26 protein-coding genes and 4 pseudogenes are annotated in these 23,783 nt (G+C 39.7%); 4 read left to right on the top strand and 26 right to left on the bottom strand.

The features are described from left to right. The 11 genes and pseudogenes from AM506_RS20640 to AM506_RS20690 form a co-directional block, all read right to left on the bottom strand. A partial coding sequence (locus AM506_RS20640) for a DEAD/DEAH box helicase (protein ID WP_152968644.1) occupies positions 1-1,394 on the bottom strand: 1,394 nt, incomplete at its 3' end. 188 nt (positions 1,395-1,582) lie between these two features. Next, positions 1,583-2,260, bottom strand: a complete 678-nt coding sequence (locus AM506_RS20645) for a hypothetical protein (protein ID WP_060674871.1) — start codon at positions 2,258-2,260, stop codon at positions 1,583-1,585. 289 nt (positions 2,261-2,549) lie between these two features. Then, positions 2,550-3,022 (bottom strand): annotated as a pseudogene (locus AM506_RS20650) (substrate-binding domain-containing protein); the annotation flags it as partial. A gap of 200 nt (positions 3,023-3,222) precedes the next feature. Next, positions 3,223-4,080 (bottom strand): hypothetical protein, encoded by an 858-nt coding sequence (locus AM506_RS20655; protein WP_060674873.1) that lies wholly within the window; start codon positions 4,078-4,080, stop codon positions 3,223-3,225. Between the two features lie 447 nt (positions 4,081-4,527). After that, a complete protein-coding gene (gene rbsB / locus AM506_RS20660) occupies positions 4,528-5,466 on the bottom strand; it encodes a ribose ABC transporter substrate-binding protein RbsB (RefSeq protein WP_060674875.1) in 939 nt (312 codons plus the stop codon). Between the two features lie 10 nt (positions 5,467-5,476). After that, positions 5,477-6,430: a ribose ABC transporter permease RbsC gene (gene rbsC, locus AM506_RS20665; protein WP_034756545.1), complete on the bottom strand. Its 954-nt coding sequence runs from the start codon at positions 6,428-6,430 to the stop codon at positions 5,477-5,479. Further along, positions 6,423-7,913 (bottom strand): annotated as a pseudogene (locus AM506_RS20670) (sugar ABC transporter ATP-binding protein). Before AM506_RS20670 ends, rbsC begins: the two are co-directional and overlap by 8 nt. Before the next feature lie 18 nt (positions 7,914-7,931). Further along, entirely contained in the window at positions 7,932-8,318 is a 387-nt protein-coding gene (gene rbsD, locus AM506_RS20675; protein WP_060674877.1) for a D-ribose pyranase, read from the bottom strand. Then, the gene (gene rbsK / locus AM506_RS20680; protein ID WP_060674879.1) at positions 8,315-9,205 is read right to left on the bottom strand and encodes a ribokinase; all 891 of its coding nucleotides are present in this window, start codon (positions 9,203-9,205) and stop codon (positions 8,315-8,317) included. Before rbsK ends, rbsD begins: the two co-directional genes overlap by 4 nt. A 6-nt stretch (positions 9,206-9,211) precedes the next feature. Then, entirely contained in the window at positions 9,212-10,192 is a 981-nt protein-coding gene (locus tag AM506_RS20685) for a LacI family DNA-binding transcriptional regulator (protein WP_060674881.1), read from the bottom strand. 130 nt (positions 10,193-10,322) lie between these two features. Beyond that, positions 10,323-10,574: a hypothetical protein gene (locus AM506_RS20690; RefSeq protein WP_060674883.1), complete on the bottom strand. Its 252-nt coding sequence runs from the start codon at positions 10,572-10,574 to the stop codon at positions 10,323-10,325. Positions 10,575-11,700: 1,126 nt separating this feature from the next. Between AM506_RS20690 and AM506_RS20705 the strand changes: the two genes are divergently transcribed. Continuing rightward, on the top strand, positions 11,701-12,072 hold the full coding sequence (locus AM506_RS20705) for a hypothetical protein (RefSeq protein WP_060674889.1): 372 nt from the start codon (positions 11,701-11,703) through the stop codon (positions 12,070-12,072). A gap of 164 nt (positions 12,073-12,236) precedes the next feature. Further along, positions 12,237-13,010 carry a nucleotidyltransferase domain-containing protein gene (locus tag AM506_RS20710; protein ID WP_060674927.1) on the top strand — a complete coding sequence of 258 codons (774 nt, stop codon included), beginning with the start codon at positions 12,237-12,239 and terminating at the stop codon, positions 13,008-13,010. 147 nt (positions 13,011-13,157) lie between these two features. On the opposite strand, the gene AM506_RS20715 is transcribed toward AM506_RS20710, so the two are convergent. The 14 genes and pseudogenes from AM506_RS20715 to AM506_RS20765 form a co-directional block, all read right to left on the bottom strand. Beyond that, the gene (locus AM506_RS20715; protein WP_060674891.1) at positions 13,158-13,877 is read right to left on the bottom strand and encodes a glycerophosphodiester phosphodiesterase; all 720 of its coding nucleotides are present in this window, start codon (positions 13,875-13,877) and stop codon (positions 13,158-13,160) included. Positions 13,878-14,248: 371 nt separating this feature from the next. Then, positions 14,249-14,878, bottom strand: coding sequence for a type 1 glutamine amidotransferase family protein (locus tag AM506_RS20720; RefSeq protein ID WP_060674893.1), 630 nt, complete (start codon positions 14,876-14,878; stop codon positions 14,249-14,251). A gap of 74 nt (positions 14,879-14,952) precedes the next feature. Further along, on the bottom strand, positions 14,953-15,915 hold the full coding sequence (locus AM506_RS20725) for a helix-turn-helix transcriptional regulator (protein ID WP_060674895.1): 963 nt from the start codon (positions 15,913-15,915) through the stop codon (positions 14,953-14,955). A gap of 128 nt (positions 15,916-16,043) precedes the next feature. Then, positions 16,044-16,592: a GNAT family N-acetyltransferase gene (locus tag AM506_RS20730; protein WP_082386461.1), complete on the bottom strand. Its 549-nt coding sequence runs from the start codon at positions 16,590-16,592 to the stop codon at positions 16,044-16,046. A gap of 72 nt (positions 16,593-16,664) precedes the next feature. Next, complete coding sequence (locus AM506_RS20735) at positions 16,665-17,357, bottom strand: aspartate/glutamate racemase family protein (protein ID WP_060674897.1); 693 nt, start codon at positions 17,355-17,357, stop codon at positions 16,665-16,667. A 187-nt stretch (positions 17,358-17,544) separates the two neighbouring features. Next, positions 17,545-17,769: pseudogene (locus tag AM506_RS23675) on the bottom strand (NAD(+)--rifampin ADP-ribosyltransferase); the annotation flags it as partial. Continuing rightward, positions 17,739-17,897 carry a hypothetical protein gene (locus tag AM506_RS23030; protein WP_200908474.1) on the bottom strand — a complete coding sequence of 53 codons (159 nt, stop codon included), beginning with the start codon at positions 17,895-17,897 and terminating at the stop codon, positions 17,739-17,741. The pseudogene AM506_RS23675 and the gene AM506_RS23030, both read right to left, overlap by 31 nt. A gap of 185 nt (positions 17,898-18,082) precedes the next feature. Next, complete coding sequence (locus AM506_RS20740; protein WP_152968645.1) at positions 18,083-18,310, bottom strand: hypothetical protein; 228 nt, start codon at positions 18,308-18,310, stop codon at positions 18,083-18,085. A gap of 228 nt (positions 18,311-18,538) precedes the next feature. Next, a complete protein-coding gene (locus AM506_RS20745; RefSeq protein WP_060674901.1) occupies positions 18,539-19,309 on the bottom strand; it encodes a hypothetical protein in 771 nt (256 codons plus the stop codon). Next, entirely contained in the window at positions 19,306-19,569 is a 264-nt protein-coding gene (locus AM506_RS20750) for a DUF4179 domain-containing protein (protein ID WP_060674902.1), read from the bottom strand. The genes AM506_RS20745 and AM506_RS20750 overlap by 4 nt, the downstream gene beginning before the upstream one ends. Continuing rightward, on the bottom strand, positions 19,554-19,730 hold the full coding sequence (locus AM506_RS23450) for an RNA polymerase sigma factor (RefSeq protein WP_369117593.1): 177 nt from the start codon (positions 19,728-19,730) through the stop codon (positions 19,554-19,556). The genes AM506_RS20750 and AM506_RS23450 overlap by 16 nt, the downstream gene beginning before the upstream one ends. Positions 19,731-19,738: 8 nt before the next feature. Then, a complete protein-coding gene (locus tag AM506_RS20755; protein WP_060674904.1) occupies positions 19,739-20,101 on the bottom strand; it encodes a sigma-70 family RNA polymerase sigma factor in 363 nt (120 codons plus the stop codon). Positions 20,102-20,296: 195 nt separating this feature from the next. Next, a complete protein-coding gene (locus tag AM506_RS20760; protein WP_060674906.1) occupies positions 20,297-20,596 on the bottom strand; it encodes a hypothetical protein in 300 nt (99 codons plus the stop codon). A 66-nt stretch (positions 20,597-20,662) separates the two neighbouring features. Then, positions 20,663-20,908 carry a hypothetical protein gene (locus tag AM506_RS20765; RefSeq protein WP_060674907.1) on the bottom strand — a complete coding sequence of 82 codons (246 nt, stop codon included), beginning with the start codon at positions 20,906-20,908 and terminating at the stop codon, positions 20,663-20,665. An 861-nt stretch (positions 20,909-21,769) separates the two neighbouring features. Here AM506_RS20765 and AM506_RS20770 point away from each other — a divergent pair. Continuing rightward, entirely contained in the window at positions 21,770-22,153 is a 384-nt protein-coding gene (locus tag AM506_RS20770; RefSeq protein ID WP_082386459.1) for an HD domain-containing protein, read from the top strand. 358 nt (positions 22,154-22,511) lie between these two features. Further along, positions 22,512-23,057 (top strand): TGS domain-containing protein, encoded by a 546-nt coding sequence (locus AM506_RS20775; RefSeq protein WP_060674911.1) that lies wholly within the window; start codon positions 22,512-22,514, stop codon positions 23,055-23,057. A gap of 468 nt (positions 23,058-23,525) precedes the next feature. Here AM506_RS20775 and AM506_RS20780 read toward each other — a convergent pair. Then, a pseudogene (locus AM506_RS20780) lies at positions 23,526-23,672 on the bottom strand (helix-turn-helix transcriptional regulator); the annotation flags it as partial. Positions 23,673-23,783: the final 111 nt, after the last annotated feature.

Raw genomic sequence — 23,783 nt, forward strand, 5'->3', positions numbered from 1 at the left:
CTAATTACATAATAATCCTCCAAAGCAAAAAATTCTTTTACATTCTTAATCAATACATGGAAATCAATGTAGTTTTGGTTATAAATATAAATGTTTGTTCTTAAGGGAAGCTTATATTTATAAAGAATATCCTCTTTCTTGCTTCGGTGTTCAATTTTTTTTAGAAATCGCTTCTCATTATGTAAAATATCAGGATGTCCATTAATAATTTTTTGCATATAATCCTCAAAATTAAAGAAGATTAAGTCTTTGTTTAAAGATAGTTTTTTTTCGTAAAATATATATTCCTCCCACAATTTTTCCTGATCCTGATCTGAACTTTGGTAGTAAACTTCACCAAATTCTTGATATATAGAGTCCTTGCCAAAGTTGCTATGCCTAATAATTCTACCAACTTGTTGTACTAATGATCTTACGTCTTTAAAAGTTCCATAAATAGCTACTGCTACAATTTTGTAATCATCTAAACCTTCTAACATTTTATTTTGATGCAACCAATAACTTTCAGCTCGTGATTTAATATCACCAGGTACATTTTTAACCATATCACTATGGGCATCTTCACTACTGAAAGTGTCATGTATAGCAATAGCTCTTTTATCCCTCTCTCTTAAAACTTGAAGAGCCTGGCCAATTTCTTCCGGATTTTTGAACCTTAAAATTATTTTATATTCATTTTCAAATTTTTCAAATTTCTTGATAATGTCTTCAGTAAACGATCTAACATCCTTATTTTCAAGTAAGTTAAACCGTACATTTCTAACGTAATTATTTTCAACCGCTGCCTCAAAGGGGAAGTTGAATACAAAGTCTTTATTGAATTTAAATTTATTATTATCATTCCTAATTGGTGTTGCAGTAAAGAGTATAACTTTTTTTTCTAAATTTCTTATTGCCAATTGCCACTCTTCTGCTGGYTCTCTATGCCCTTCGTCAAATATAACCAAGTCAATCTTTTCCTTGAGTTTTTGATAATCGTTAGTTTTAGATTTTATATCCGATAAACCCTTTACTGTAGATATATACACACACGGTTTATTTTGTAAGGAGCTTTCAAGTTTGCTTGGTAATAATTCTTTCACAACTTTAATATTTGAATTAGTTAGATTAAATTTTTCAATAATATTTTTTTCAATTTCAAACAAAAGATGTTTCTTAACGGCTAGAGATGGAGTTACAATTAGTATATTTTTCACACCACTATAAAAATGACTTAGAAGTCCAATTAATACAGTTTTGCCAGTACCAGTAGGCATTTTAATTAATGCATGATCAGTTGTGTGACTATTTAAATATCTTGTTACTAAATTTAATGCATCAATTTGAAAATCATAAAGTATCTTCTGAATATTGTTCTTGTCAATCCATTTTTTTGAATTCAATTCTTTTCTCATAGTAATTACTCCCTTTTTATCCCTTTATAAAGATAATACTACAAGAATTGGCAAAATTCTCACAATCCCTTATACCAGTTGAATAAAAAATTAAGTTTATTTATAAAGAACAGTATTAGGAATTTAACCATGAAAAATAGAAGAGCAGAAGTAAAAATACCGCAAATTTGACTAAAATAATTTAGTTTTTACAATTCTTCCTGGATAATTGCTAGCCATTTAATCTTGTCTTCATGTTTTTGAGGACTAGCGTGATAGTACAAGTTATTTGAGATGCCAATGACTTTATCATTAGGTAATTGACAAATTGCCTTGCTTGCTAAGGAAATTAAATTACTGTTAGTTCCCCAAGCAACTATAATTGGTCCACTACTACTTAAATCTAAAATACTTATTAATTCATTAGTTCTTTGTTCGGAAAATATACTATGTACATCACTGTATTTTTTTTCAAATTCCTTAAATTTAGAATAAAATTCTACACTATTGGCAGTTTTAATATCAGATAAGTTAATTACCTGGATCTTCTTCCAACCTTTTAACTGCATTAATCTCATAATCTGAAATTGTGCTTTATCCGGGTGTGATAATTCTAAATAAGGTACTTCTGTATGTAATGAGGTTGCATTTACCACTTGAGCGTCTTTAGAAATTGGATCGGCACTACCTGGGTTCATCAATATAAATGTAGCCTCCACTTTTTCAGGCAAGTGACTTTCACCATTAAATGTATCAGTATCAGTGTGTACAATCTGTAGGAGTCTACGAAAACGCCAAGTAATTTGATGATTTATTCTTACATCATAAAATGCAGCATAAGTCGTAAAAGATTGCCCGATTATATTCTCTGGTATTAGCTGAGTCATTAATTACTCCACCTTTAGATTTGAATAAATTTCCACTTCATATAATCGATGTTATTAGAACAAAACATTAATTAATTTTAATCTATAACAAACTTCGACACTTTTTTGTAAAAATCCTCCATTTTAATAATATCTCAATTAATAAATTTCTGGTTGGTTAACCCCCATCAAGCTTTCCTTTGCTCACATAAAAAAATGTATTAGGCACCGGTTTTCCAATCCTCTTCCTTCCTTTTCCTGCCAAAAAACCCCTACCGCACAAACACACGAAAGGGGCTTCCTATCAATTTTATTCTCCCGATTCCTCCACTTTCTCCTCCGTCACCAACTTCAACGGCACCGGAATCTTCTTATCAACCTTCTTACCCTGCAACACATCTGCCCCAGCCTGAACGGCCAACTGACCAATCTTCTCAGGCTGCTGAGCAACAGTCGCAGACAGATTACCATTACGAATACTAGTCATCGCATCCTCATTTCCATCAAATCCAACGACTAATACGTCACGACCTGAGCTCTGAATCGCCTGCAGCGCTCCCAATGCCATTTCATCGTTATGAGCGAAAACAGCTTTGATATCTGGATTCCCCTGAATTAGGTTCTCCATCGTATTCAATCCTTCGGTATGATCAAAGTTTGCAGTCTACTTGGTCACGACATCTAGTTTTCATCAGCGATGTTATGGAACCCACCTCCTCGCTCACATGTAGCGGATGCTCCAGGGATACCTTCAAGTTCTGCGACCTTTGCTGCTTCACCTAGCTGTTCGACGAAATACAGGGTCAGACCCCCAGCTCATTAACGCTTCACCGTACCGAGGGTCTGACCCCAATATCCAAGTAAGGTGTCCAAGAAACCACTAAAAGGGACAAGGCGGCCGCCTTGTCCCTTTTTAACACTATTCGCAGTGAACCTAACACACTCTCTCACCTTATATGTGCCAGTTCCCCCGCTGTTCTTATCTAAGCACGCAATAATGCTCCATTTGGTTCTTTTAAATCCTGCTCTACTATTTGATTCAACTTAGAGAAGTGGTCCAGAAATTGTTGTGCCAGCTCTTGTTCCTCCGTGTCACTTTTCAATGAGACGATGTCGCGCAAAATCTGAGCCATCCACGAATTATCGAAATAACGGTACTTACCTGTATTCCATGTCGTTTTTTGAGGGGATTTTTCATTGACATAGTACTTCCAAAAAGGCATCTGCTTCGATTCGTCGTCTGTAAGTTTGAGTCTGTAATGGGAATGGGCAGGTATATTCCCATCTTCACAAAGTTTACCGATGAAATTATCCTTCACCATATAGACACCTAATATCCGTCTGTCTTTTTCAGGCATGCCGGGATCGACCGCTGTCAGCAGGACCGCACTGTTTTGGTGTAAGCGACTGGGCTTGTTTGGCTTACCCTTATTATTACCACTTTTTATTTCACCAGAGGAAACCGTCCAATCTGAAAAGGCGCTACTCTGTTCTTCTTCTGTATCGCACCTGTAAACCATCTGCGATTCGGGATGAAGTTTATGATTTTTCATAAGTTTTTCATGACCCACCCGAAGCTCCTGGTATTTTCTTTGCCTTGCCTTTTCCTCTTCCTTCTGCATTTCTTCCTCTTTGAGTTCCATTTCCTGCTCGTGTAAAATTTTTTCAAGTGAATTGGCAGCATTTTTATCATGTAGTTTCAAGTGCTGTCCAAATACATCCGGGTAAACAAATTTTTTATTTTCCGAGGCGAAATGTATTTCAACTACCGTATCATTATGATTAACGATACTTCCCATACCAAACCGCTCATGTGTAACTTTCTTATTGATTAAATTCAATATATTAGTCCTCCTTGTATAATAACTTGGGTACTATTGCCTAAAAAGCTCACAAAAACTGTTCGAATTTCCCTTGGGAATAAATAAGGTATTTAACTAAACGTTCAATTCAAAAAATTACTAGGTAGTAATTATAGCATTTTTTTGGTAAAAATACAAATTCATTGTTGACAACCTATTTTATTGCAAGGTAAAATGTAGTTTTGTTCAAATCTTAATGATTGGTACAACCCTGATTTTTTATCATTAAGCCGGTCAATCCCAGAATCATCACACCTCCTTTTTACAGACATCTCCATCCAATAGTTATCTGAAAAACAAGGCGACCCCCAACTCAATTGGAGCAAACGCAAACAAGAAAAGCTGAATTCTTTCCTCCACTACTTTGATCAACAAAGGAAAAAACCTCATTCGTCCAAATACACGAATGAGGTTTACCATCACTATTTATTCTGAAGAGTCTTCTATATTCTCCTCCGTTACCAACTTCAACGGCACCGGAATCTTCTTCTTCACTTTCTTACCCTGCAAGACATCTGCCCCAGCCTGAACGGCCAGCTGACCGATCTTCTCAGGCTGCTGAGCAACAGTCGCAGACAGATTACCATTCCGAATGCTAGTCATCGCATCTTCATTTCCATCAAATCCAACGACTAACACATCACGACCCGAGCTCTTGATCGCCTGCAGTGCCCCCAATGCCATTTCATCGTTATGGGCGAACACGGCTTTGATATCTGGGTTCCCCTGGATCAGGTTTTCCATGGTATTCAATCCTTCGGTACGATCAAAGTTCGCAGTCTGTTTGGCCACGACATCAAGCTTTTCATCAGCGATGTGGTGGAACCCGGCTCCACGTTCACGAGTGGCGGATGCTCCAGGGACACCTTCGAGTTCTGCAACCTTTGCTCCTTCACCGAGCTGTTCGACGAGGTATTCTCCTGCCATCTCGCCACCCTTTTCGTTATCCGAGCTGACGAGTGTGGCGACGTCTCCTTTTTCCGCTGAGCGGTCAAGGGTGACGACGGGAATGCCTAGGCTGTTGGCGGATTGAACGGCAGTGGAGATGGCCGCTGAATCCGTCGGGTTGATGAGTAAGACGTTGACGCCCTGCTGGATGAGATCTTCTACGTCATTGATTTGCTTGGCGGCATCGTTTTGGGCATCGACGACGACGACTTCCATGCCTTGTTTCTTCGCTTCGTCTTCTACTCCGTTTTTCATGGAGACGAAGAATGGGTTATTCAGTGTTGAAACGGATAGTCCGATTTTGATGTCTTCAGGGTTCGAACTTTTATTTGGCTTTGCCCATTCCGGTGGCTGCAGGGAGCAGGCGCCCAGGAATAGGAGTGACAAACTGATTAGTAGTAACCATGCTTTTTTCATAGTATCCCTCCTACGCTGCTTTCTTTCGGTCGATGAGAACCGCGATGATGATGACGACACCCTTTACGACCATTTGGAAGAAGGATGAGACGCCGAGCAGGTTCAGACCATTGTTTAACGTTCCGATAATAAGTGCACCGATCAGTGTGCCGACGATCAGTCCGCGTCCGCCTGACAGGCTTGTCCCGCCTAGTACGACGGCGGCGATGGCATCGAGTTCATAGGATGTACCCGCTGTCGGCTGGGCTGAATTCAGGCGTGACGTCAGGATCGCTCCTGCGAGTGCTGCCAGTAAGCCGGCAAGGGAGTAAATCATCACTTTGATGCGTGGTACTTTGATACCTGAGATGAGGGCTGCTTTTTCATTCCCACCGATGGCATATGTTTTTCGGCCGAACGGTGTTTTGTGCAGGATCACCCATAGGATGGCGAACGTCAGGATCATCGTGACGGCAGGTACCGGGATTCCAAGGAAGTATCCTCTTCCGAACAGTTGGAAGGCATAGCTGTCGCCAAGTCCTGTGATTGGGTTTCCGTCGGTGTACACAAGCGTCAAACCGCGGAACATGGTCATCGTCGCAAGAGTCGCGATGAATGGTGCCATTTTTCCTTTTGTGATCAATAGTCCGTTGACCATTCCCATTACGGCTCCAAGGATACACCCGATCAGGATCGCAAGGATCGGGTCGATTCCCGATACCATCATCCCTGCCATGAGGGCACTGGATAAGGCGAGGATCGAACCGACGGATAAATCAATTCCCCCGGTCAAAATGACAAAGGTCATCCCGTAGGCAATCAGGGCATTGATCGCGACCTGTCGTAATAGATTCAATAAGTTCAAGGGTTCTAGAAAACTAGGGTTGATGATGGATACGGTCGCAATCAGCACAAACAGTCCGAGGAGTGGACCAAGCTTTTGCATCAGATTGCCGACGTGATTCGTTTTGAGTGCGTTATTCATGTGCGAGACCTCCTGTCGCCAATGTCATGATTTTTTCCTGTGTTGCGTCTTCCTTAGATAGCTCTCCTGCGATGGTCCCTTCATGGACGACGAGGATGCGGTCGCTCATCCCGAGTACTTCCGGCAACTCGGATGATACCATCATGATCGCGACGCCGCGGTCGGTGAGCTCGTTCATCAGTTGATAGATTTCACGTTTTGCTCCGACATCGACTCCCCGTGTTGGTTCGTCGAGGATGAGCACTTTCGGTCCGATCCCGATCCATTTGGCGATGACCACCTTCTGCTGGTTCCCGCCCGACAGGTTCTTTGCGTGGGTCCGGGCTGATTCGGTTTTGATCGTCAGCCGTTTGATGAGCATTTCCACAAAGTCCTGTTCGCTTTTATCATTGATCAAGCCTTTCTTCGTGAAGCTGTAGAGGCTTGGTAGGGCGATATTATCCTGCAGGGAAAAGTCGAGGACGAGTCCTTCGTCCTTCCGATCCTCGGTGATGAATCCTAGACCGAGTTTCACCGCCTGATCAGGTGTTTTAATGGTGACAGGTTTCCCGTTCACGATTATCTCGCCATCATATCGTCCGTCGAGTCCGAAGATGGTGCGCATGATTTCCGTTCGGCCTGCCCCCATCAATCCTGATACGCCGACGATTTCTCCTGAGCGGACTTCAAAGCTCACCTTCTCAAACAGTCCCTTTTTCGTCAGGTTCCGTACTTCAAGCATCGTTTCACCTGGCTTTGGTTGGCGTTTTGGAAAGCGGTCCGTCAATTCCCGTCCGACCATTTTCTTCACGACCTCATCGAAGTCCGTCTCGGGGATCGGCGTCGTATCCACCGTGCGTCCATCCCGCATGACCGTGATCGTGTCACAAATCGTGAAGATCTCTTCCATCCGGTGGGAGATGTACACGATCGACACGCCGGCTTTCTTTAGTGAACGGATGACGGTGAAGAGCGTTTCAATTTCCCGGTCCGTCAATGCCGCCGTCGGCTCGTCCATGATGATCACTTTTGCATCTGTCATGAGGGCTTTGGCGATTTCGATCATCTGCTGCTGCCCGACGGAGCACTGTCCTGCTTCTTTTGTGAGGGGGATGGAAATGTTCAACTTTTCAAACTGCTCATTCGCAACCGCTTTCATTTTTCTCGTATTGATGAGACCGAATTGTGTAACCGGTTCCTTATTGATGAAAAGATTCTCAAGGACGGTCATCTCCGGCCAGACGTTCAGCTCCTGATGGATGAAGGCAACCCCGAATTCCTCGGCCTACTTCGGGTTATCGAACGTCCTATCCTTCCCGTCGATGGTGATCGTTCCCTGATCCTTCTTGTGAAGACCGGTCAGGATATTCATCAGGGTCGACTTGCCGGCCCCGTTTTCCCCCATCAGGGCATGGACCTCACCGTCCCCGATTTCGATGTCGACGCCTTCAAGGACCTTGTTCGTTCCAAATGCTTTATGGATATTCTTCATGCTGATCTGCATGCTACTACCCCCTTTGTTTTAAAAAATGACTCCCGCGTGAAGAATGCAATTCGCGTACGGTGTGACCTCCCCCGTGCGGATGACGGCCTTCGCCTTATGGGTTTCTTTTTTGAAGTCTTCATGGGATACATACTGGATCCCGTCGAACCATGAGGTCATCTGTTCGTGTACCCCTGTATTCGTTTCTACTTCCTCTGCAAGTGTGACAGATTGGACGACCATTTCTTCCTTTAACAGTTCGACCACGTCAAGGAAGGATGGCTCTCCCAGTTTCAATGCCAGGTCGATTTTGACGACGTCTGACGGAATCGGGAGACCGGCATCGGCCACGACGATTGTATCCGTGTGGCCGAGATCGGCTAGTATTTTTGCAATGTGACTATTCAAGATGCCATGTCGCTTCATTCTGCCAGCTTCCTTTCCACTTCGTCTCTTGTCGGCATTCCGCCCTGTGCCCCGAATCCGGTCACGGAAAGCGATGCGGCGCGGTTTGCGAATCGGAGGCTTTCTTCGATTGATTGTCCTTCAGCTACGGCTGTTCCGAAGGCAGCGTTGAAAGTATCGCCGGCCCCTGTCGTATCGACGACTTCGACTTTGAAGGAAGGGACGAGGATTTCATTGGTGCCGTTATGGTAGCGAACTCCTGCTGCCCCTTCGGTGATGATAACCTTATCAGGATATTGTTCCAGAGCTTCTGACGGTTTCATTCCGTTAAAAAGGACATCTGCTTCATGTTCATTCGGTGTCAGGTAGCTGGCACCATCAATGACTACTTGTGAAATCTTACGTGCCGGAGCCGGGTTCAGTAGCAGTGGGACTTCAATCTTGTTGCAAAGGTCTGCCACGTACTCGACCGTTTCTTCCGGGATTTCCTGCTGGATCATGATGAGATCGCATGTTTTGAGGAAATCAGCTGTTTTCTCGACGTACGCTGGTGTCACAAGATCATTGGCTCCTTTTACGACGACGATACTGTTATCGCCTTCAGCGAGGATGATATGAGCGGTTCCGGATTTCTGACCTGTAACCGGTTCCACATAGTCCGTATGAACACCGTTGCTCTTAAAGTTTTCCAAGATTTCTTTGCCATACGGATCATCCCCTACGCATCCGATCAAGTAGACGTCTGCCCCAAGCCTTGCTGCTGCGACGGCCTGGTTGGCTCCTTTTCCGCCGGGAACCGTGTCAAAACTGTCCCCCAGTACCGTTTCCCCTGCACCGGGGCGTTTCGCTGATGTGACCACCAGATCCATGGATGAACTGCCGATTACGGCAATCTTCGCTTTTTTCATCTTCCTTCATCCCTTTCGTGTTGTGTTTCTCTGTATGAGTTCAACCGGAAGCTGAACCGTTGTATCGATGTCTTTTTCTTTTTTTATCAGTTTAATCAAAAGTGCCGCGGCCTGCCTGCCCATTTCGTATGCCGGCTGCCTGATCGTGGAGAGCGCCGGATAGGAAAGGCTGCTCTGGGGGATGTCATCGTAGCCGATGATCTGCAAGTCTTCCGGGATCTTCTTCCCGAGCCTCAAGGCCTCATGGAGAATGGCAATCCCGACGATATCATTGCTCGCGATGACCCCGTCCGTATCAGGATAGTTGGCGAACAGTTCCTCTGCCCAGCCTTTTGCGTCTTCAAAGGAGAACGAGGTCGTACTCATCACCGTGAAATCGACGTCTGTCCCGCTTAAGTACTCGACGGCTCCACGGAATCGGTCCTGTGCCGGCTTGACGTGTGCCGGTCCCTTCATGACGGTGATCCGCTTCGCCCCTTTATCCACTAAGGTCTTTGCCGCCAGGCGCCCCCCTTTGCGTCCGTCCGCATACACTGCCGGATAGTTCTCCGTGGTCCGGTCAAGGAGGACGAGTGGGAGATTCAATTCACTATACAGCTGATTATGCTCCACATGATTGGTCGCTGAAATCATGCCGACGACATTGTTCTGAACGAAGGTCTGGATATAATCCAGTTCCTTCTGGATGTTCTCGTCGCTGTTTCCAAGGAGGAGCCTGAACCCTGCCTCACTCACTTCATCCTCGACCCCTCTCGCCAGCTGCGGGAAGTACGGGTTCGTAATATCCGGAAGCAGCAGTCCGATCAGCCTCGACTCCCGCTTATAGAGGGAACGTGCCACCTCATTCGGGCTGTAATTCAGCTTCTCGATCGCCCCCATCACTTTCTTCCTCGTCTCGGCTCCTACATAGCCGTTATCATTCAGCACCCGGGAGACCGTCGCCACCGACACCCCCGCTTCACTCGCCACATCCTTGATTGTTGCCACGTACGTCACTTCCTGTTCGTTTGATTGGTTAGTGTGTAACCGGTTACACATAAAGTAACATAGGTTTGTAATCGTTTGCAATAGTTTCGCTAAAAAATAAAAGACCCTTTTGTAAGGTCCTTAAAATAAATCATCTATTAGGTTTCCTTGAGATGTTTTTCACAGATTTTATGACCCACCATAAAAATATTGTCACTAAGGCACTTTCACAAGCACTTATGCCAAGTACAAACAAAAGTCTACCGAAATCTTCAAGTTCATTTAAACCATAAAGTGGAAGTTCCCAATTGTTAAAGATATTATGATAGCCAATAAAAACAAGTATTACAGGAAACAAAGCCCAATAGACCTTATTAATACTTTTAGGTAAATGTAGTTCCATATCATTAACCTCCTTTGAATAATTTTACCATAATAATCCAATCTTTGAAGTATCAGGAGAAATGGTGTCGTTGTTATATCCACTTATCATAAGAGTAAATGCCAATACGATATTTGATAAACAAATCCCTCCATGTTCCGCTATCACGATTGTTCAAGTACCATCTAAACCTCTATTGGAGAATGGTAGTTTTAGATTCAACTCTAATATGGCCAAAGAAAACCAAGGATTATTACATTATGTGGTAAAATACACTTATTGATTTTGAAAATTCAATTCTTTAATTTATGGGTTAGCACCTTAGAGGAACTCTTCACCATTAAATTCGTAAATGAAGTGATTGTTCGGAAGATTTTACATCGTGATAAAGGGGATTTTTTAAAATGCCAGTCATACTGACAAGTATTTATTCGGCGGTACTAATTTTCATTACTGTTTTTTCTATGGTTAAAGTATTAAGTATTGCTTATAAACGAAAGGAAATTTCGGCTTTGAAGTTTTCCATTTTATCTGTTTCATGTATTGGGGTAGGTATGTTCATCGTTGCTATTTTGCCATTTGGTTATCAAAAAATATTTGAGATGATCATTTAATTCATTACTTGGGAGCTAGAACATAAAAAAATAAAAAACAAAACAGAAAAGGATTTTTTAAAGATACCCTAATAGAGTTTATATCTGAAGTGGTTTTCAACATCTTATTGTTTATACCAAAAATGATGTTTCGCTTGATACGGAACATTTGGTGAAAAAGGAAAGTAGCTAATAAGTGAAAACCAGCTAAATGCGGCAATACCCTCTTCAATGATCATGCAGGTTAACGGTGTAAGAAACTAAATGTAAGGGGAGAGAAATATTGGCGAAGGGTACAGTAGAACTGATTAAGGTTGGAAGTTTAGTAGTTATTGCCATTAGTATGGCTGTTATCGCTTGGCGAATGGGAGATGTAGTGAACTACCTATATGATATTGCTCGGAAGTAAAGCTCCTTTCTTTAAGGGACTTTGTTAAACCACCAGCCTCCCTTTGTTCCAGTAAAGGGCAGGTTAGTTGAATAACGCATTTTTCGAAACTTTTCCTAGCTATGTTCAGTACTTATATTTAATGAAATTTCTGGGAGGTGGGAATTTGGAGTTGAATTATAAGACATCCCCTAATTATCAGGCAGTTCCAAGAAAACAATATACTGTAAGAACGGTAGTATTAAACATTATGGGAATTGTATTTTTTGGAGGATTATTGTTACAGAGTGTAACACTTCCCATATCTTTAAATAGTAGTGGAGAGTTATCGCACATCGAAGAAATCAAAATGAGTGCAAGTGATTTTTTAGAATATGCTCTTTTCACTTTAGGATGCGGAATTTTATATTACTTCCTGGTGAATATTTATTTTTTAGGCGAAAAATGGAGGAAGGTATTTTTTATAATAATCGCTTTACTAGGATTTTTTAGTATCTATATGGTTTTTTATTTACTGCTACATCCTCCATCACACTAATAAGGAGGTTATTCCATAAACCGGGGCGTTTGCTGAACAAGCAGCCGCCCCGCCTTGGATAGGTCAGAGCATCTTCGGTTAACGGAGCAGGATAGTGAAAAAAACAAGAAGAGAAAAATTTATAAAATGACTTTTAACCAGGTGGAGATAAAATGAGACCAGATATGGTTTTGGAGAAGGTTATAAAGAAGATTAATATTCAGAGTGAGTACATGCCTTTTGTAGAGGAGTATACAGCTAGCTTGCTTTCAGAGTTCAATGGAAAGATTCACAGTATTTATATGTGTGGCTCAATTCCTAAAGGTACTGCTAAGCCATTTAAGTCTGATGCAGATTTTACAATAGTATGCGAAAGACCAGAAGATATAGATTATGATAGAGTATCATGTCTGAAGGACCAGATTTTACAAAAATATCGATTCGTAACGAAGATTGATACGGTTATTTGTTCACTGGATGATGTAAGAAGTAAGCCCAATGAATGGGGATTTTGGATCAAGATCATCTGTATTTGTATACATGGTACTGATATTGGTAAAGAAGTACCGCCTATTCTTATTTCACCTGAGTTCATATTAGACTTAAATTCAGACACTCAAGAGGCAGTGGATCGCGTAAGCGGTTTTCTATCTAATGCCACTGATGACACGCTGAAATCCAGATATACCAAAGGTTACTCAAAGAAATTAATTCGTGCATTATACTCCTTGGTTTTAGAAGATACAGGGGTTTGGCAAGATGACATTTCTAAGATGAAGAATGGCATATTAGATTATTGCACTATTGATTCAGCATTAGTTGACTATCTGTATGCGTGTTACTTGGATAGCAATGTAGATGTTGAAGAATTTCTGGGGATTGCAGAAGAAGTATATCGTTATATTGAGAAGGCTTTAACTGCAATGGCTGCTTCCAGAACAACTCCTTCAGAAATATAAGTTGTTCTCGTGCATACTCGCTTATATGTCGTAAATAATTTATATTCCAAAACAAAGAGACTCGTCAATCGACGAATCTCTTTATTACTGCCAGTTTGAGTGTCAATAAGAGTGACACTGCACCTCAATTCGGTCCCCTTTAGGTCTCTACAGATGATCCAAAAACAACCCTGGAAGATCAGTCATCACAACCTCAACACTCGCTTTTTTCACTAACTGAAATTCTTCCATTCTATTAATGGTAAATACGCGCAGAGGCATCCCCATGTCCATCACGTTTCGCCCCGTTGGCGATTGGGCAAATGATGCATCACAGTGGAGGGCGTTAACCTGTAAGGGCTTGATTCGATCCAGAATATTGGCTGGAATCCCTTCAAAAAGGAAAGCTGTTTCAATATTTGGGTCAAGCTCTCTGACCTTTTTTAAACTCTCAGGATTGAAGGAAGAAATAATCGTCTGCTCTTTCATTCCTTTTTCTTTGAGCAACTCCAAGACCTTTTCTTCCAACCGTGGGTAGTCGATTTGATCGTTCTTCAGCTCGATATTGATGATTATCGAGTCACGATGCGTGGTCACCACATCCAGGACCTCCTCTAGTGAAGGAATGGACTCTCCTTTGAAAGAGGGGTGAAACCAATTTCCGGCGTCATAGGTTCTGAGCTGTTCCCATGTCAAATCCTTCACATAGCCGGTTCCATTTGTAGTGCGGTCGATGGTTTCATCATGGATGACGACCATCTGGCCGTCTTTTGACAGCTGTACGTCCAGTTCAATCCCGTGGGCACCTGACTCAGCAGCTGCTTTAAACCCAGCCAGTGTATTCTCCGGAGCTTCTCCACTCACTCCGCGATGAGCAAATAATTTCATTCTCGTTTCCTCTTTTCTTCGCGAACTTTGACTAGAAAAATCCCTTGAAGCAGTTTCTAAAAGAATGCCTTGTGTTATTAATATACGTATTCTTAACAGGTTATAAAGAAAATAAGCGGAGGTTTTCCACTTACTCACAGAAAAATCACCCCTTATTGCATTTCTTGAGTTAATAGGCGGAATATTTCCGTCTATTGATCAGTGACGAATATGACGTTGCTTCCGATTATTGGTGGTTGGGTTACTTCATTATTAAATTCCCAATCTTACGCAAATGAAACTTCCCAATAGGACTATCGTCAGGAAAGTCCAAAATAAAAAGCCCAACTTCTCTACAAATCAAAATAGAGAAATGGAGCTTTCCAGCACCTTCATTTACTTATTGAATTCATTAACTGAAAGAAGTATTGGGGCTCATGAGTCTTATTCAGGTGATACCATGAATGCAATGTATCCGGCGCAAACACATCTATTTTTTTCAGTACCTCCATCGCAAATTCCAGAGGAGCTATTCCTGATGCCGTAATTAAATTCCCATCAGCTACCGCAGGTCCCGATTCATAGAGTGCCTCTCCGTAGTGAGGGCATACCATCTTAGTATATTCCAAGTTATTACTTGTATGCTTTCTGGTATCTAAGTACCCCATATTCGCGAGACCCTCAACTGCCCCACAAATGGCAGCCACAATCGTGCCATGCTCTAAAGCTTGGCCAACCCTTTCCAAGATTGGTTGATGAATGTCTTCGCTCCAAGTACTCCCTCCCGGTAAGATTAAAAGATCTTCCCTCTCAAGAGTACATTCATCAAGGGACATATCCGGTTTTAAACTCAGTCCTCCCATCGTCGTAATCATTTCTTTAGAAGCCCCTACTGTCATCACTTTTAAAGGTGCTGCACCCTTTTTAAAATATCTTCCTGAGTTTAGCTCAGCCATTACATATCCATATTCCCAGTCCGACATTGTATTAAATACATATAGAAATGCTTTTTGTATTTGCATTCAATCACACTCCAATCTCCATTGATACAGCCATTATAATAAAACTTCCCTGACAGCTATCGTCAGGGAAGTTCTCATACTTGATGAAATTCTATTAATTCGGTCAGAACCTCAATTAGTCTTTTCTTAAGACTTATGGGCTCAATCACTTTAATCGATGTATTGTACGGTAAAAGTATATGAGGTACATATGTATGGATCACATCTTTTTCAAGTAGAAAAATGGCTTGGTTTGACGTCCGTTCTTGTAGATAATGTCCTAAAAACCAATGCTGGCAAATATCATCCAATGCACTTTTTTCCCCATGAAGAACCAGAGGAATAATCCCTTCCTTATCTTCTATCGTTGGAAGAAGGTTGTTCACGAAAAAATCACGTGCTGAAAAATTCTCCGGCCGGTTAAACGTATTTTCAGTCAGTATGAGACGTTCCATTCGATCGACTCTAAAACTGCGGATATCATTCCGAAGATGACAATATCCAATCACATACCACTTGTTATTCCAATAGATCATTTTGTACGGATCCACCAATCTTTCACTTAATGGCTTCTCGCCACTTTTTTGGTAATGAATATTGACTGAGTACCCGTCAGCTACGGCCTGCTCCAACTCCTTCAGTAAAGGTTCCATTGAGGGTGGACGTAATCGACTTATGACTTCAAGACTGGTTACATGTTGGTTGATCTTTGTTTCCTGCTCGTGATTGGAGTGGTGACTGAGTTTTGAAATGGCCCTATCAAGTGCTTCCCCTCCATAATATCCGGCTTCCTCTGCAAAAACAGCCGCGTGATAAAGTGACGTTTGTTCCTCAACATCAAAGAAAAGAGGAGCCTCAATAAAATGATTCAATAAAGAGTAGCCACCGTTATGACCTGGTTCTGAAACGATCGGTACGCCACTTGTTGAAATGGTATCAATATAACGATACACCGTCCTTATATTCATCTCTAACTTTTCAGAGATTTGCTGTGCTGTCACTTTTTCACCTGAACGTAGCATCCAGAGAATGGCCAGCATATTGTCAATTTTGGGCATGTGATTCCACCTCTATATAATGAGTAATCATCTTACAATTTTAATCTTATGCCAACCTTGAGTGAACAGAGAAAAACGCTAAAGATCAGCTGTCCGATGAATCTTCAGCTGTAGCCCCCGTTAGCTTATTACGATTTCCATTCGTGTTCCAAAACACTGTATAGTAATGAATCCCGCCAACCATCTTTCAGTAACAAATCTTCTCGAATTCTACCTTCTTTGGTCATTCCAACTTTCTCCAGCACTTTTGATGAACCTATGTTCCTTGGGTCACAAGTTGCATATATACGATGAAGTTGATGTTCTCCATATCCAAAATCAATTAATAGAGTGGCAACTTCTGTCGCTATCCCTTTGCCCCAATAATCTGGATTCACAATATAGCCAATTTCTCCAACTTTATTAGTAAAACTCCTTATATTTAACTCGCCAGCTCCAATCAACATTTCATCATAGATAATGGCAAAAACAAACCTTGTTCTTGGGTTTTGTGCAGAGTCTTTAATCGTTTGATTTACAAAATCCTGCGACTCTATTTCTGTATTTGGTCCCCAAGGCTGATATTGACAAACGATCTCTTGTGATGCGTATGCATGTACAGCCATCCAATCACTCGTAGTAAATTCCCTTAACCATAACCTTTCATTTGAGAGATTACTATTATTGTTTTCGATTATAATCCCCTCCACCTATCCTTTTTTACTAAGTTGCCTCAATTAACACATCTTTGCCCCTCTACTTTAAGAATCCTATTTTTTTAGGGCCGTATTTACTGCTTCAATCGCATGAATAACCGTAGTATCAAACAATGGAACTTCAGAATCCTCAGGTTTAACTAACAATCCGATTTCTGTACATCCCAAGATGATTCCTTCAGCACCTCTATCCACTAATTTTTGAATAACACTCTTATAAAACTCCTTAGATGATTGTTCTATCTTCCCTAAACACAACTTTTCAAAGATAACTTTATTGATGGTGTTTCTTTCTTCTTGATCCGGAACCAACACGTTAATCCCGTTAGATTGAATCCGGGATTTATAAAAATCTTGCTCCATTGTATAGGTAGTCCCAAGTAAGCCAACCGTTTTCATACCGGCCCTTTGAATTTCTTTTGCTGTTGCATCCGCAATATGTAATACCGGAATGTTGATCCGTGCCTCCATATGATCGATGACTTTATGCATCGTATTTGTACAAATGACGATGAATTCTGCACCTGCTTTTTCTAAAGAGGATGCAACTTCTCCTAATACTCTACCTGCACTTTCCCAATCACCTTCTGCTTGATAGCGTTCAAACTCTTCAAAGTCAACGCTGTATAATAGACACTTTGCTGAATGCAAACCTCCTAATCTTTCTTTTACTTCTTCGTTGATTACTTTGTAATACTTTACTGAGGATTCCCAACTCATCCCACCTATAAGTCCAATCGTTTTCATTGCTTTGTCCCCCCCTGGTTTTCAATTGCCTCAACTTATCTTGCATACTTTATCTTCTAATTACATAGAAGAGGTATATATATAAAGAATTGGTTTTGAGATATTTTGAAGTAGATCTTAAACTAACGCACCCAATTGGGGAGTATTGGTAATTTGCAAACAAAATTTTACTCCAATTGAAATATGTTCAGTTAATAATTTCGCCCTTGTTCTTGGCTAATTTTTTGCGCCATTCACTTCGCTCCGTAGTTGTCAGTTTCACCCACTCAGTTTCTTCACCGATAATTTTTAAAGGTTCTTGAGAACGATAAGATCGTGTTAAGTTACCCGGGAACTTTTTGTCAGTAACATTGGGGTCGTTTTCAAATTCACCTGTTGGTTCTATTTTATAAACGCGTTCTCTTCCTTCTCCTTTGTTGCTTCGTGCCATGCTTGATGAAACATCTTGGTTGCACCTTCAACATTTCCGCCATCTTCCATGATCATCCCACTTATACAGAGTTTAATAACGACGTTGTTTTGATCAAATTTTATATTCATCTAATCCTACCTCCAAATTTATGTAATCACAATTTTGAACTACACATAACCCTCTATTTAAATGCCCATGCCTTCCCAAAGATATTACTGAATTTATTCCGCTAACCTGCCCGATGATTGAATAAAGGGAATGGTTAGAGATCACTTCATTATCTTCAACAATTGCCCCGTTATTTGAATAATAGCTACTTCAAAATCTTAGATAACATTTCCTTGTGAGTGTTTGACAATTTAATCAAGTCAAAGTTAGCTGTACTTATTAAACTTTTAATGGTTTTTACTTCATTCCAGGCTAAATCGTAAAGATTTTTATCAATAATTCTTTTTGATAATGCATCTTCTAGTTCCTCAGCATCCTTTTCAATTATCTCACCAGATGGCAATAGAACAAGATCTAAAAATAAATCGTCCATCCATAATATGCGGAGAAAGGGACTGGCAACCAATTATCTGAATAGTATATTGCAAATCGCTTCCCAACAAGGTGCTTCAGATTAAAAGCGTTAATCCTTCTTAGATCAACGCACCCTTTAGCTTAAAAAGCTCAGAGAAGTTTCTCTGAGCTTTCATCGCCACCCCGTCCCCAATTTAAATTAACAGTTAAGAATTATGCCATATAAATGGCTGTGGCCTTTTGTACACTATTTATAAGTTTTACTATATAATATATCGTGTTTCTTATCTCTGATAATAATGGTATACGGTATCTTCTCCAGACCCATTTCTATCCTTTTTATTTCTGTCACACTTTGTGCATATTCCTCAATAACGGCTACCTTTTCTTTACCTTCCTTTCCTTTCTTTAATGATGTTTTAATAATGATCTGCAAAGGTTGGGGATGGAAAGAATAAGCAAATCCTCTTACTTCGGTAAAGTTCTTGTTGGTTTCATTCATGATTGAATCGAATATTGGGTACCAATCGCTCTCTTCGTCTAAAGCTCTCTGGATATTATCCTCAAGATCATGTTTAATCTTCTCGAATTTATCTTTTGATTCAGCAATAGTAATTGTAAATATCTTTTTATCTCTACTTATACTGATTCCTTCTGACTCATATCCGTTCTGTTTTAATTTCTCTAAAGCAATATTCGAGAATTCTTCTACCATTCTCATTATTTCTTTCTCTTTTTTAGATATAGGCACCTTATTTAACTTTCCTACTTTTACTTCTAAGTTGTACTTAATAATATCATGTTTCTGTGCATATTTTTCAACAGTATTCCGGACTTCTTTTTCACGTTGATCCTTTACTCGTTTATCATCTACCAAAACTAACATGAAAGGTGGATCACTTGGGAACTTTTGCTTCATGCTCACATCGATAATCCCTGTATCTCCCTTGACCAATTCATTATACAAATCATGATAAAATCCTTGTACATCTTTCTTTCTTTCTTCAGTATCGTTCATACTTTTGTATATTTGATCAATGTAGGGGGAATTTGTGACAATACTTTGGCCATTGTAGGAGAAACTAAACCTGACCCTAGAAACAGTCCGATTACAATAATGGCCGCACTGGCAAGATAACTAATTTTCTTATTAATAGAAAAAGTGTGTGTACTTTTTTCCTCCAATTGGTTAAAGACTCCCTCTTTAATTCGATTAGACGTTTCCTTATCATAAACACTCTCATATCTAGCCTTTATATCTTTTAATTGTTTATCCATGAAGGAGACACCCCTTTCTCAAGAAGGATTTTTCTCAATACTTCCCTACCCCGGACTAATCTTGTTTTGACTGTATTAGGGTTAATATTTAATGCTTCGGCTATTTCATTAATTCTCAGATCATGAAAATAGTGTAAGATTATTGCTTCTCTGTACTTCACAGGCAACTTCAATACAGACTCAAGAAGTAATCCCTTTTTAAAACTGCTTCCTCTGAACTCCCACTGCGCTGCAGATTTTCAAAGAACCATTTCGGGTACTTCAAAACGTTGAAACTCTTTCTTTTTAACATATCTTTCGACGTGTTGACCGTAATTCTATAGATCCAGGATTTAAGAGAAGCCTCTCCCCTGAAACCATCAATTGATCTATAACACTTTATAAATACTTCTTGTGATATGTCCTCAGCCAGCGATTTTTCCTTCACAAAAGAATATGCCAGCAAAAAAACATCCTTCTCGTATTTATTCATCAATTCTTCCAGCAATGTTTTTTTATTCGTAATATTCCATTGGCTAATTTTCTTCTCCAACTACTTACACCTGCCTTCCTCTATTAAGACTTTATGGGTTTTGTTATGGTTTCATTTTTTAATTTATTTTCATAAAAAAAGTATTGAAGTTTAAAATATAAACTTCAATACTACTTAATTACAAAGTGGGTCTTATTTTGACCTCATCTTCAAATAACGCCAACGATAATGGAAGAATCCTCTTCTATAAGCTGGTCATTCGGCTGATTTCCATTTATAAGCCCGGTTACGGAAGATACAAAATATCTCCAACACAAGGTAAAAAAGAATTCCAATTGCCATTATGATATTTCCCCAAACCATCCATCCCATTCCAGTCCAACCTCTAATATATACAATCCCTATAATAAAAGCGATGTAACCGAGAAGCATTATGACGAAAGGAGTGATTAAAAATTTTTTAAACTTTGCAAACAGAAAATGAAGAAAAAACAAGATCACAATTGCACCTAAAACTTCCATAGATGTTACAGCATCCCCCAATAAATCCCTCATACAACAATCTCCCCTTAAACATTTAGCTTTTTATTTACTGAGAAAAATTAAAGAAAATGTATTGACTCAACCGCCTATGCCCTTTGCTAATAATAAGAAAAATACAAAAACAAGAACTGCTCCATTCGTCATTACACCTAAAATCCCTGATAACCACTTTTTAGAAAGGACAGCGAAAACGATTCCTAATACCGAAAGAATACCCAAAATGGTAATCGCCAACGATAAATCAGCGTTAGGTCCTCTTAGTATCAGAAATGCAACTGAACTAATTAGCACCATTAATACTGATAATAGACCGTATTTGTTCATCTTTTCATTCCCCCTCTTCAATTCTCTTGAGTCTTTCTTTGTTTTTCCTTTCTAAATTAGACCGAAGCCAAGTTATTTTGGATTCGAATAACTCCATTAAACTGCCCTTTAACTTAATACCAATTATTTCAAAATAAAGCAGCTTACTCAAGAAAAACTTTAAACTGAATTGTTCACTTCAAACAGTATGTTATAATTATCCAAACTCAATAATCGGAGAGATAATTTTATGGATTATTACGATCTCATGCTACCTCTAGGATTACTTTCTTATTTGATACCAATTGTCTTTATTTCTTGGTTCTTAATAAGCTTTATCAAAATTCAAGAGGAAAGAAACAGTATCCTGAGAGATCTTTCTTTAAAACTGGATAATAAGAAAAACAAATCAAAGGGAGAGTGAAAACTCTCTCTTAATTCTTTAATCAGGAAGAGAATAATGTGGCTATCTGAGTTTATTCTGTAAGAAAGAATTGTTCCGTTAAATGGCCCTTATGGAAGAATGCCCTTTAAGCAAGGAGCTGTACTTAATGAAAACCGGGGACGTTTCTTACGCTACTTCTTTGCTTTTAGGGAAATTAGTAGAAAGAAAAAGAAGAAACGGAACGGTCCCTACTCTATGAAAGCGAATATGTTCTCAGATTAGAGGCTCAACGATAAAAGCGAACTAACTAACATATCATTTTTCATAAATTATTATCTCCCCACTCACCTTAAATGTTATAATTATCCAAAATAAAAATTGGAGTAGATAAGATGGTAATGGAGTTAAGAAATTCTTTGATTGAAAAGGCTGTTTAGCTAACACCCGAGGAGTTTAATGTTTTTAAAAGTGCTCTAGATTTTACAGAACGAGCACATCTGGGACAGAAAAGGGCTACTGGAGAACCTTATGTTTGTCATCCATTTACAGTGTGTGAAATTCTGATGGATTATCAAGCGGACATTACAACTCTTATAGCAGCTCTCCTTCATGATGTTGTTGAAGATACTGATTGCTCCTTAGAGGATATTAAAAACAAGTTTGGTCCCCAGGTTGCCTTGATTGTAGATGGATTAACGAAGTTTGAAAAAGGTTTCATAGACAAAGAGCTCTATAGTGCTTTGAATTCCGAAAAACTACTATTACACGCATCCAAGGATATTAGGGTAGCGATTGTTAAAATAGCAGATAGGCTTCACAATATGAGAACTCTTGGTATTAAAAAAATCGAAAGAAAGTTCCTTACGCAAATGAAACGTTAATCTTTTTCTCTCCTCTTTGTGAACGGTTAGGGTTAATTGAATTCCAATCGGAACTCGAGGAACTTGCTTTTAAGTATCTGAACCCTCAAAGGTATGTAAGTGTAAAGAATCTTAAAGTTAATTATGAAAAAATTTTCTCCAACATCTTTCATTATTGTAAAAGACACATCTTAGAAAATAACCAAATACCTCTTACTGTAGACATGAAATGGCATTCTGCACCCATCTACGTTTCTTATTCAAAACTTCAAGGAAAGTCTCTCTCTAAACTTTTCACCATTCATATCATCACAGATACCCCAATAAACTGTTATACACTTTTAGGAATCATACATAACTCATTCAGACTGTTCCAAATATGTTTAGAGATGAGATTTCAGGTCAGCGAAAGAGATTCCATAGCCATCTTAAAACCTCCGTCATGGTTCAAGATATTGAGGTCAACTTTGAAATCAAAACGGAAAGCTCTTTGAATGAGAGTATATTTCATTTACTTAATGAACTTTCTGTCGCAGAAATACAAGTGCTCAGTTCCGATTTGCTAAGAGATTCAATTCAGTCTGTTAAGGCTGTTTCGAATGATCCTATACAATTTTATGAATTGATCTCATTCGAATTACTGCAAAATGATATTACAATTTACACTCCTAAAATGGACGTAGTTTCCCTTCCCGATGGTTCAACCGCCTTAGATTTTGCATTTTTTTTAGATCCTTCAATAGCAATAAGGATGTACGGGGCAAAAGTAAATGGTGAACCAAAACATCTTTATACAAAATTAAAGGATATGGATTTAGTCGAAATTTTGATAGAAGGGCATGAAACGGTAGTAGAAGATTGGTTGAACCATGTACAAACCTCAAAAGCAATGAAGGAGATTAATATGAAGCTTAACAACTGTTAAATTACGCTGGAACAGGATGTTTCATTTAGGGAGGCGATGTAGATATTCTTGATTTGATTGTATTAACCTGCCCTTCAATTCATTAACTTCAAAGGAAAAAGTGTTAATCCTTGTTAGATCAACGCTTCCCTTAATCTATATATTTATTATTGGATTACACCTGGTATGGAACGTTTACTCATTCATATCTTCTTCCATTTCCTTGTCGTTCAAATGATCCTCGACTTCTTTCATGGATTTATAGCTTGAGATGTCTGTGACTTCAAATCCATCGGTTTCGACTGCGACAAACCCGTCTGAGGATTGGAGGATTTATGCTTTAATTTTTTCATTCCCGGTTAAGTTGTATTTTTTGACGAGGGTTCCTCCATTGCTATTAGTGAAGCAGGGGCGGTTCTCACTCTACTATTTGACTTTCAAGAGAATGAATTGAAAGAAATAGGTAGAGACGGAGCCATCCCCACTTTTAGGTACGCCACTTGTTGAAATGGTATCAATATAACGATACACCGTCCTTATATTCATCTCTAACTTTTCAGAGATTTGCTGTGCTGTCACTTTTTCACCTGAACGTAGCATCCAGAGAATGGCCAGCATATTGTCAATTTTGGGCATGTGATTCCACCTCTATATATAATGAATAACCGTCTTCCAATACCAATTATTTCAAATATTATGATTTTGAGCAATCCTCTTATTCTAAATGGCCTTTTGCAAACCGGGGAC

This window comes from Rossellomorea vietnamensis, assembly GCF_001305855.1.
Taxonomy (GTDB): domain Bacteria; phylum Bacillota; class Bacilli; order Bacillales; family Bacillaceae_B; genus Rossellomorea; species Rossellomorea vietnamensis_A.

Bases quoted from the DNA above. Each gene is read 5' to 3' on its own strand.
- AM506_RS20765 (WP_060674907.1), bottom strand. From the start codon at position 20,908: ATGAACAAATACGGTCTATTATCAGTATTAATGGTGCTAATTAGTTCA.
- AM506_RS20735 (WP_060674897.1), bottom strand. From the start codon at position 17,357: ATGAAAACGATTGGACTTATAGGTGGGATGAGTTGGGAATCCTCAGTA.
- rbsK (WP_060674879.1), bottom strand. From the start codon at position 9,205: ATGAAAAAAGCGAAGATTGCCGTAATCGGCAGTTCATCCATGGATCTG.
- AM506_RS20715 (WP_060674891.1), bottom strand. From the start codon at position 13,877: ATGAAATTATTTGCTCATCGCGGAGTGAGTGGAGAAGCTCCGGAGAAT.
- AM506_RS20710 (WP_060674927.1), top strand. From the start codon at position 12,237: ATGGTTTTGGAGAAGGTTATAAAGAAGATTAATATTCAGAGTGAGTAC.
- rbsB (WP_060674875.1), bottom strand. From the start codon at position 5,466: ATGAAAAAAGCATGGTTACTACTAATCAGTTTGTCACTCCTATTCCTG.
- AM506_RS20740 (WP_152968645.1), bottom strand. From the start codon at position 18,310: ATGGACGATTTATTTTTAGATCTTGTTCTATTGCCATCTGGTGAGATA.
- AM506_RS20775 (WP_060674911.1), top strand. From the start codon at position 22,512: ATGTTTAGAGATGAGATTTCAGGTCAGCGAAAGAGATTCCATAGCCAT.
- AM506_RS20720 (WP_060674893.1), bottom strand. From the start codon at position 14,878: ATGCAAATACAAAAAGCATTTCTATATGTATTTAATACAATGTCGGAC.
- AM506_RS20690 (WP_060674883.1), bottom strand. From the start codon at position 10,574: ATGGAACTACATTTACCTAAAAGTATTAATAAGGTCTATTGGGCTTTG.
- AM506_RS20725 (WP_060674895.1), bottom strand. From the start codon at position 15,915: ATGCCCAAAATTGACAATATGCTGGCCATTCTCTGGATGCTACGTTCA.
- AM506_RS20745 (WP_060674901.1), bottom strand. From the start codon at position 19,309: ATGAACGATACTGAAGAAAGAAAGAAAGATGTACAAGGATTTTATCAT.
- AM506_RS20760 (WP_060674906.1), bottom strand. From the start codon at position 20,596: ATGAGGGATTTATTGGGGGATGCTGTAACATCTATGGAAGTTTTAGGT.
- rbsD (WP_060674877.1), bottom strand. From the start codon at position 8,318: ATGAAGCGACATGGCATCTTGAATAGTCACATTGCAAAAATACTAGCC.
- AM506_RS20645 (WP_060674871.1), bottom strand. From the start codon at position 2,260: ATGACTCAGCTAATACCAGAGAATATAATCGGGCAATCTTTTACGACT.
- AM506_RS20750 (WP_060674902.1), bottom strand. From the start codon at position 19,569: ATGGATAAACAATTAAAAGATATAAAGGCTAGATATGAGAGTGTTTAT.
- rbsC (WP_034756545.1), bottom strand. From the start codon at position 6,430: ATGAATAACGCACTCAAAACGAATCACGTCGGCAATCTGATGCAAAAG.
- AM506_RS23030 (WP_200908474.1), bottom strand. From the start codon at position 17,897: ATGAATATAAAATTTGATCAAAACAACGTCGTTATTAAACTCTGTATA.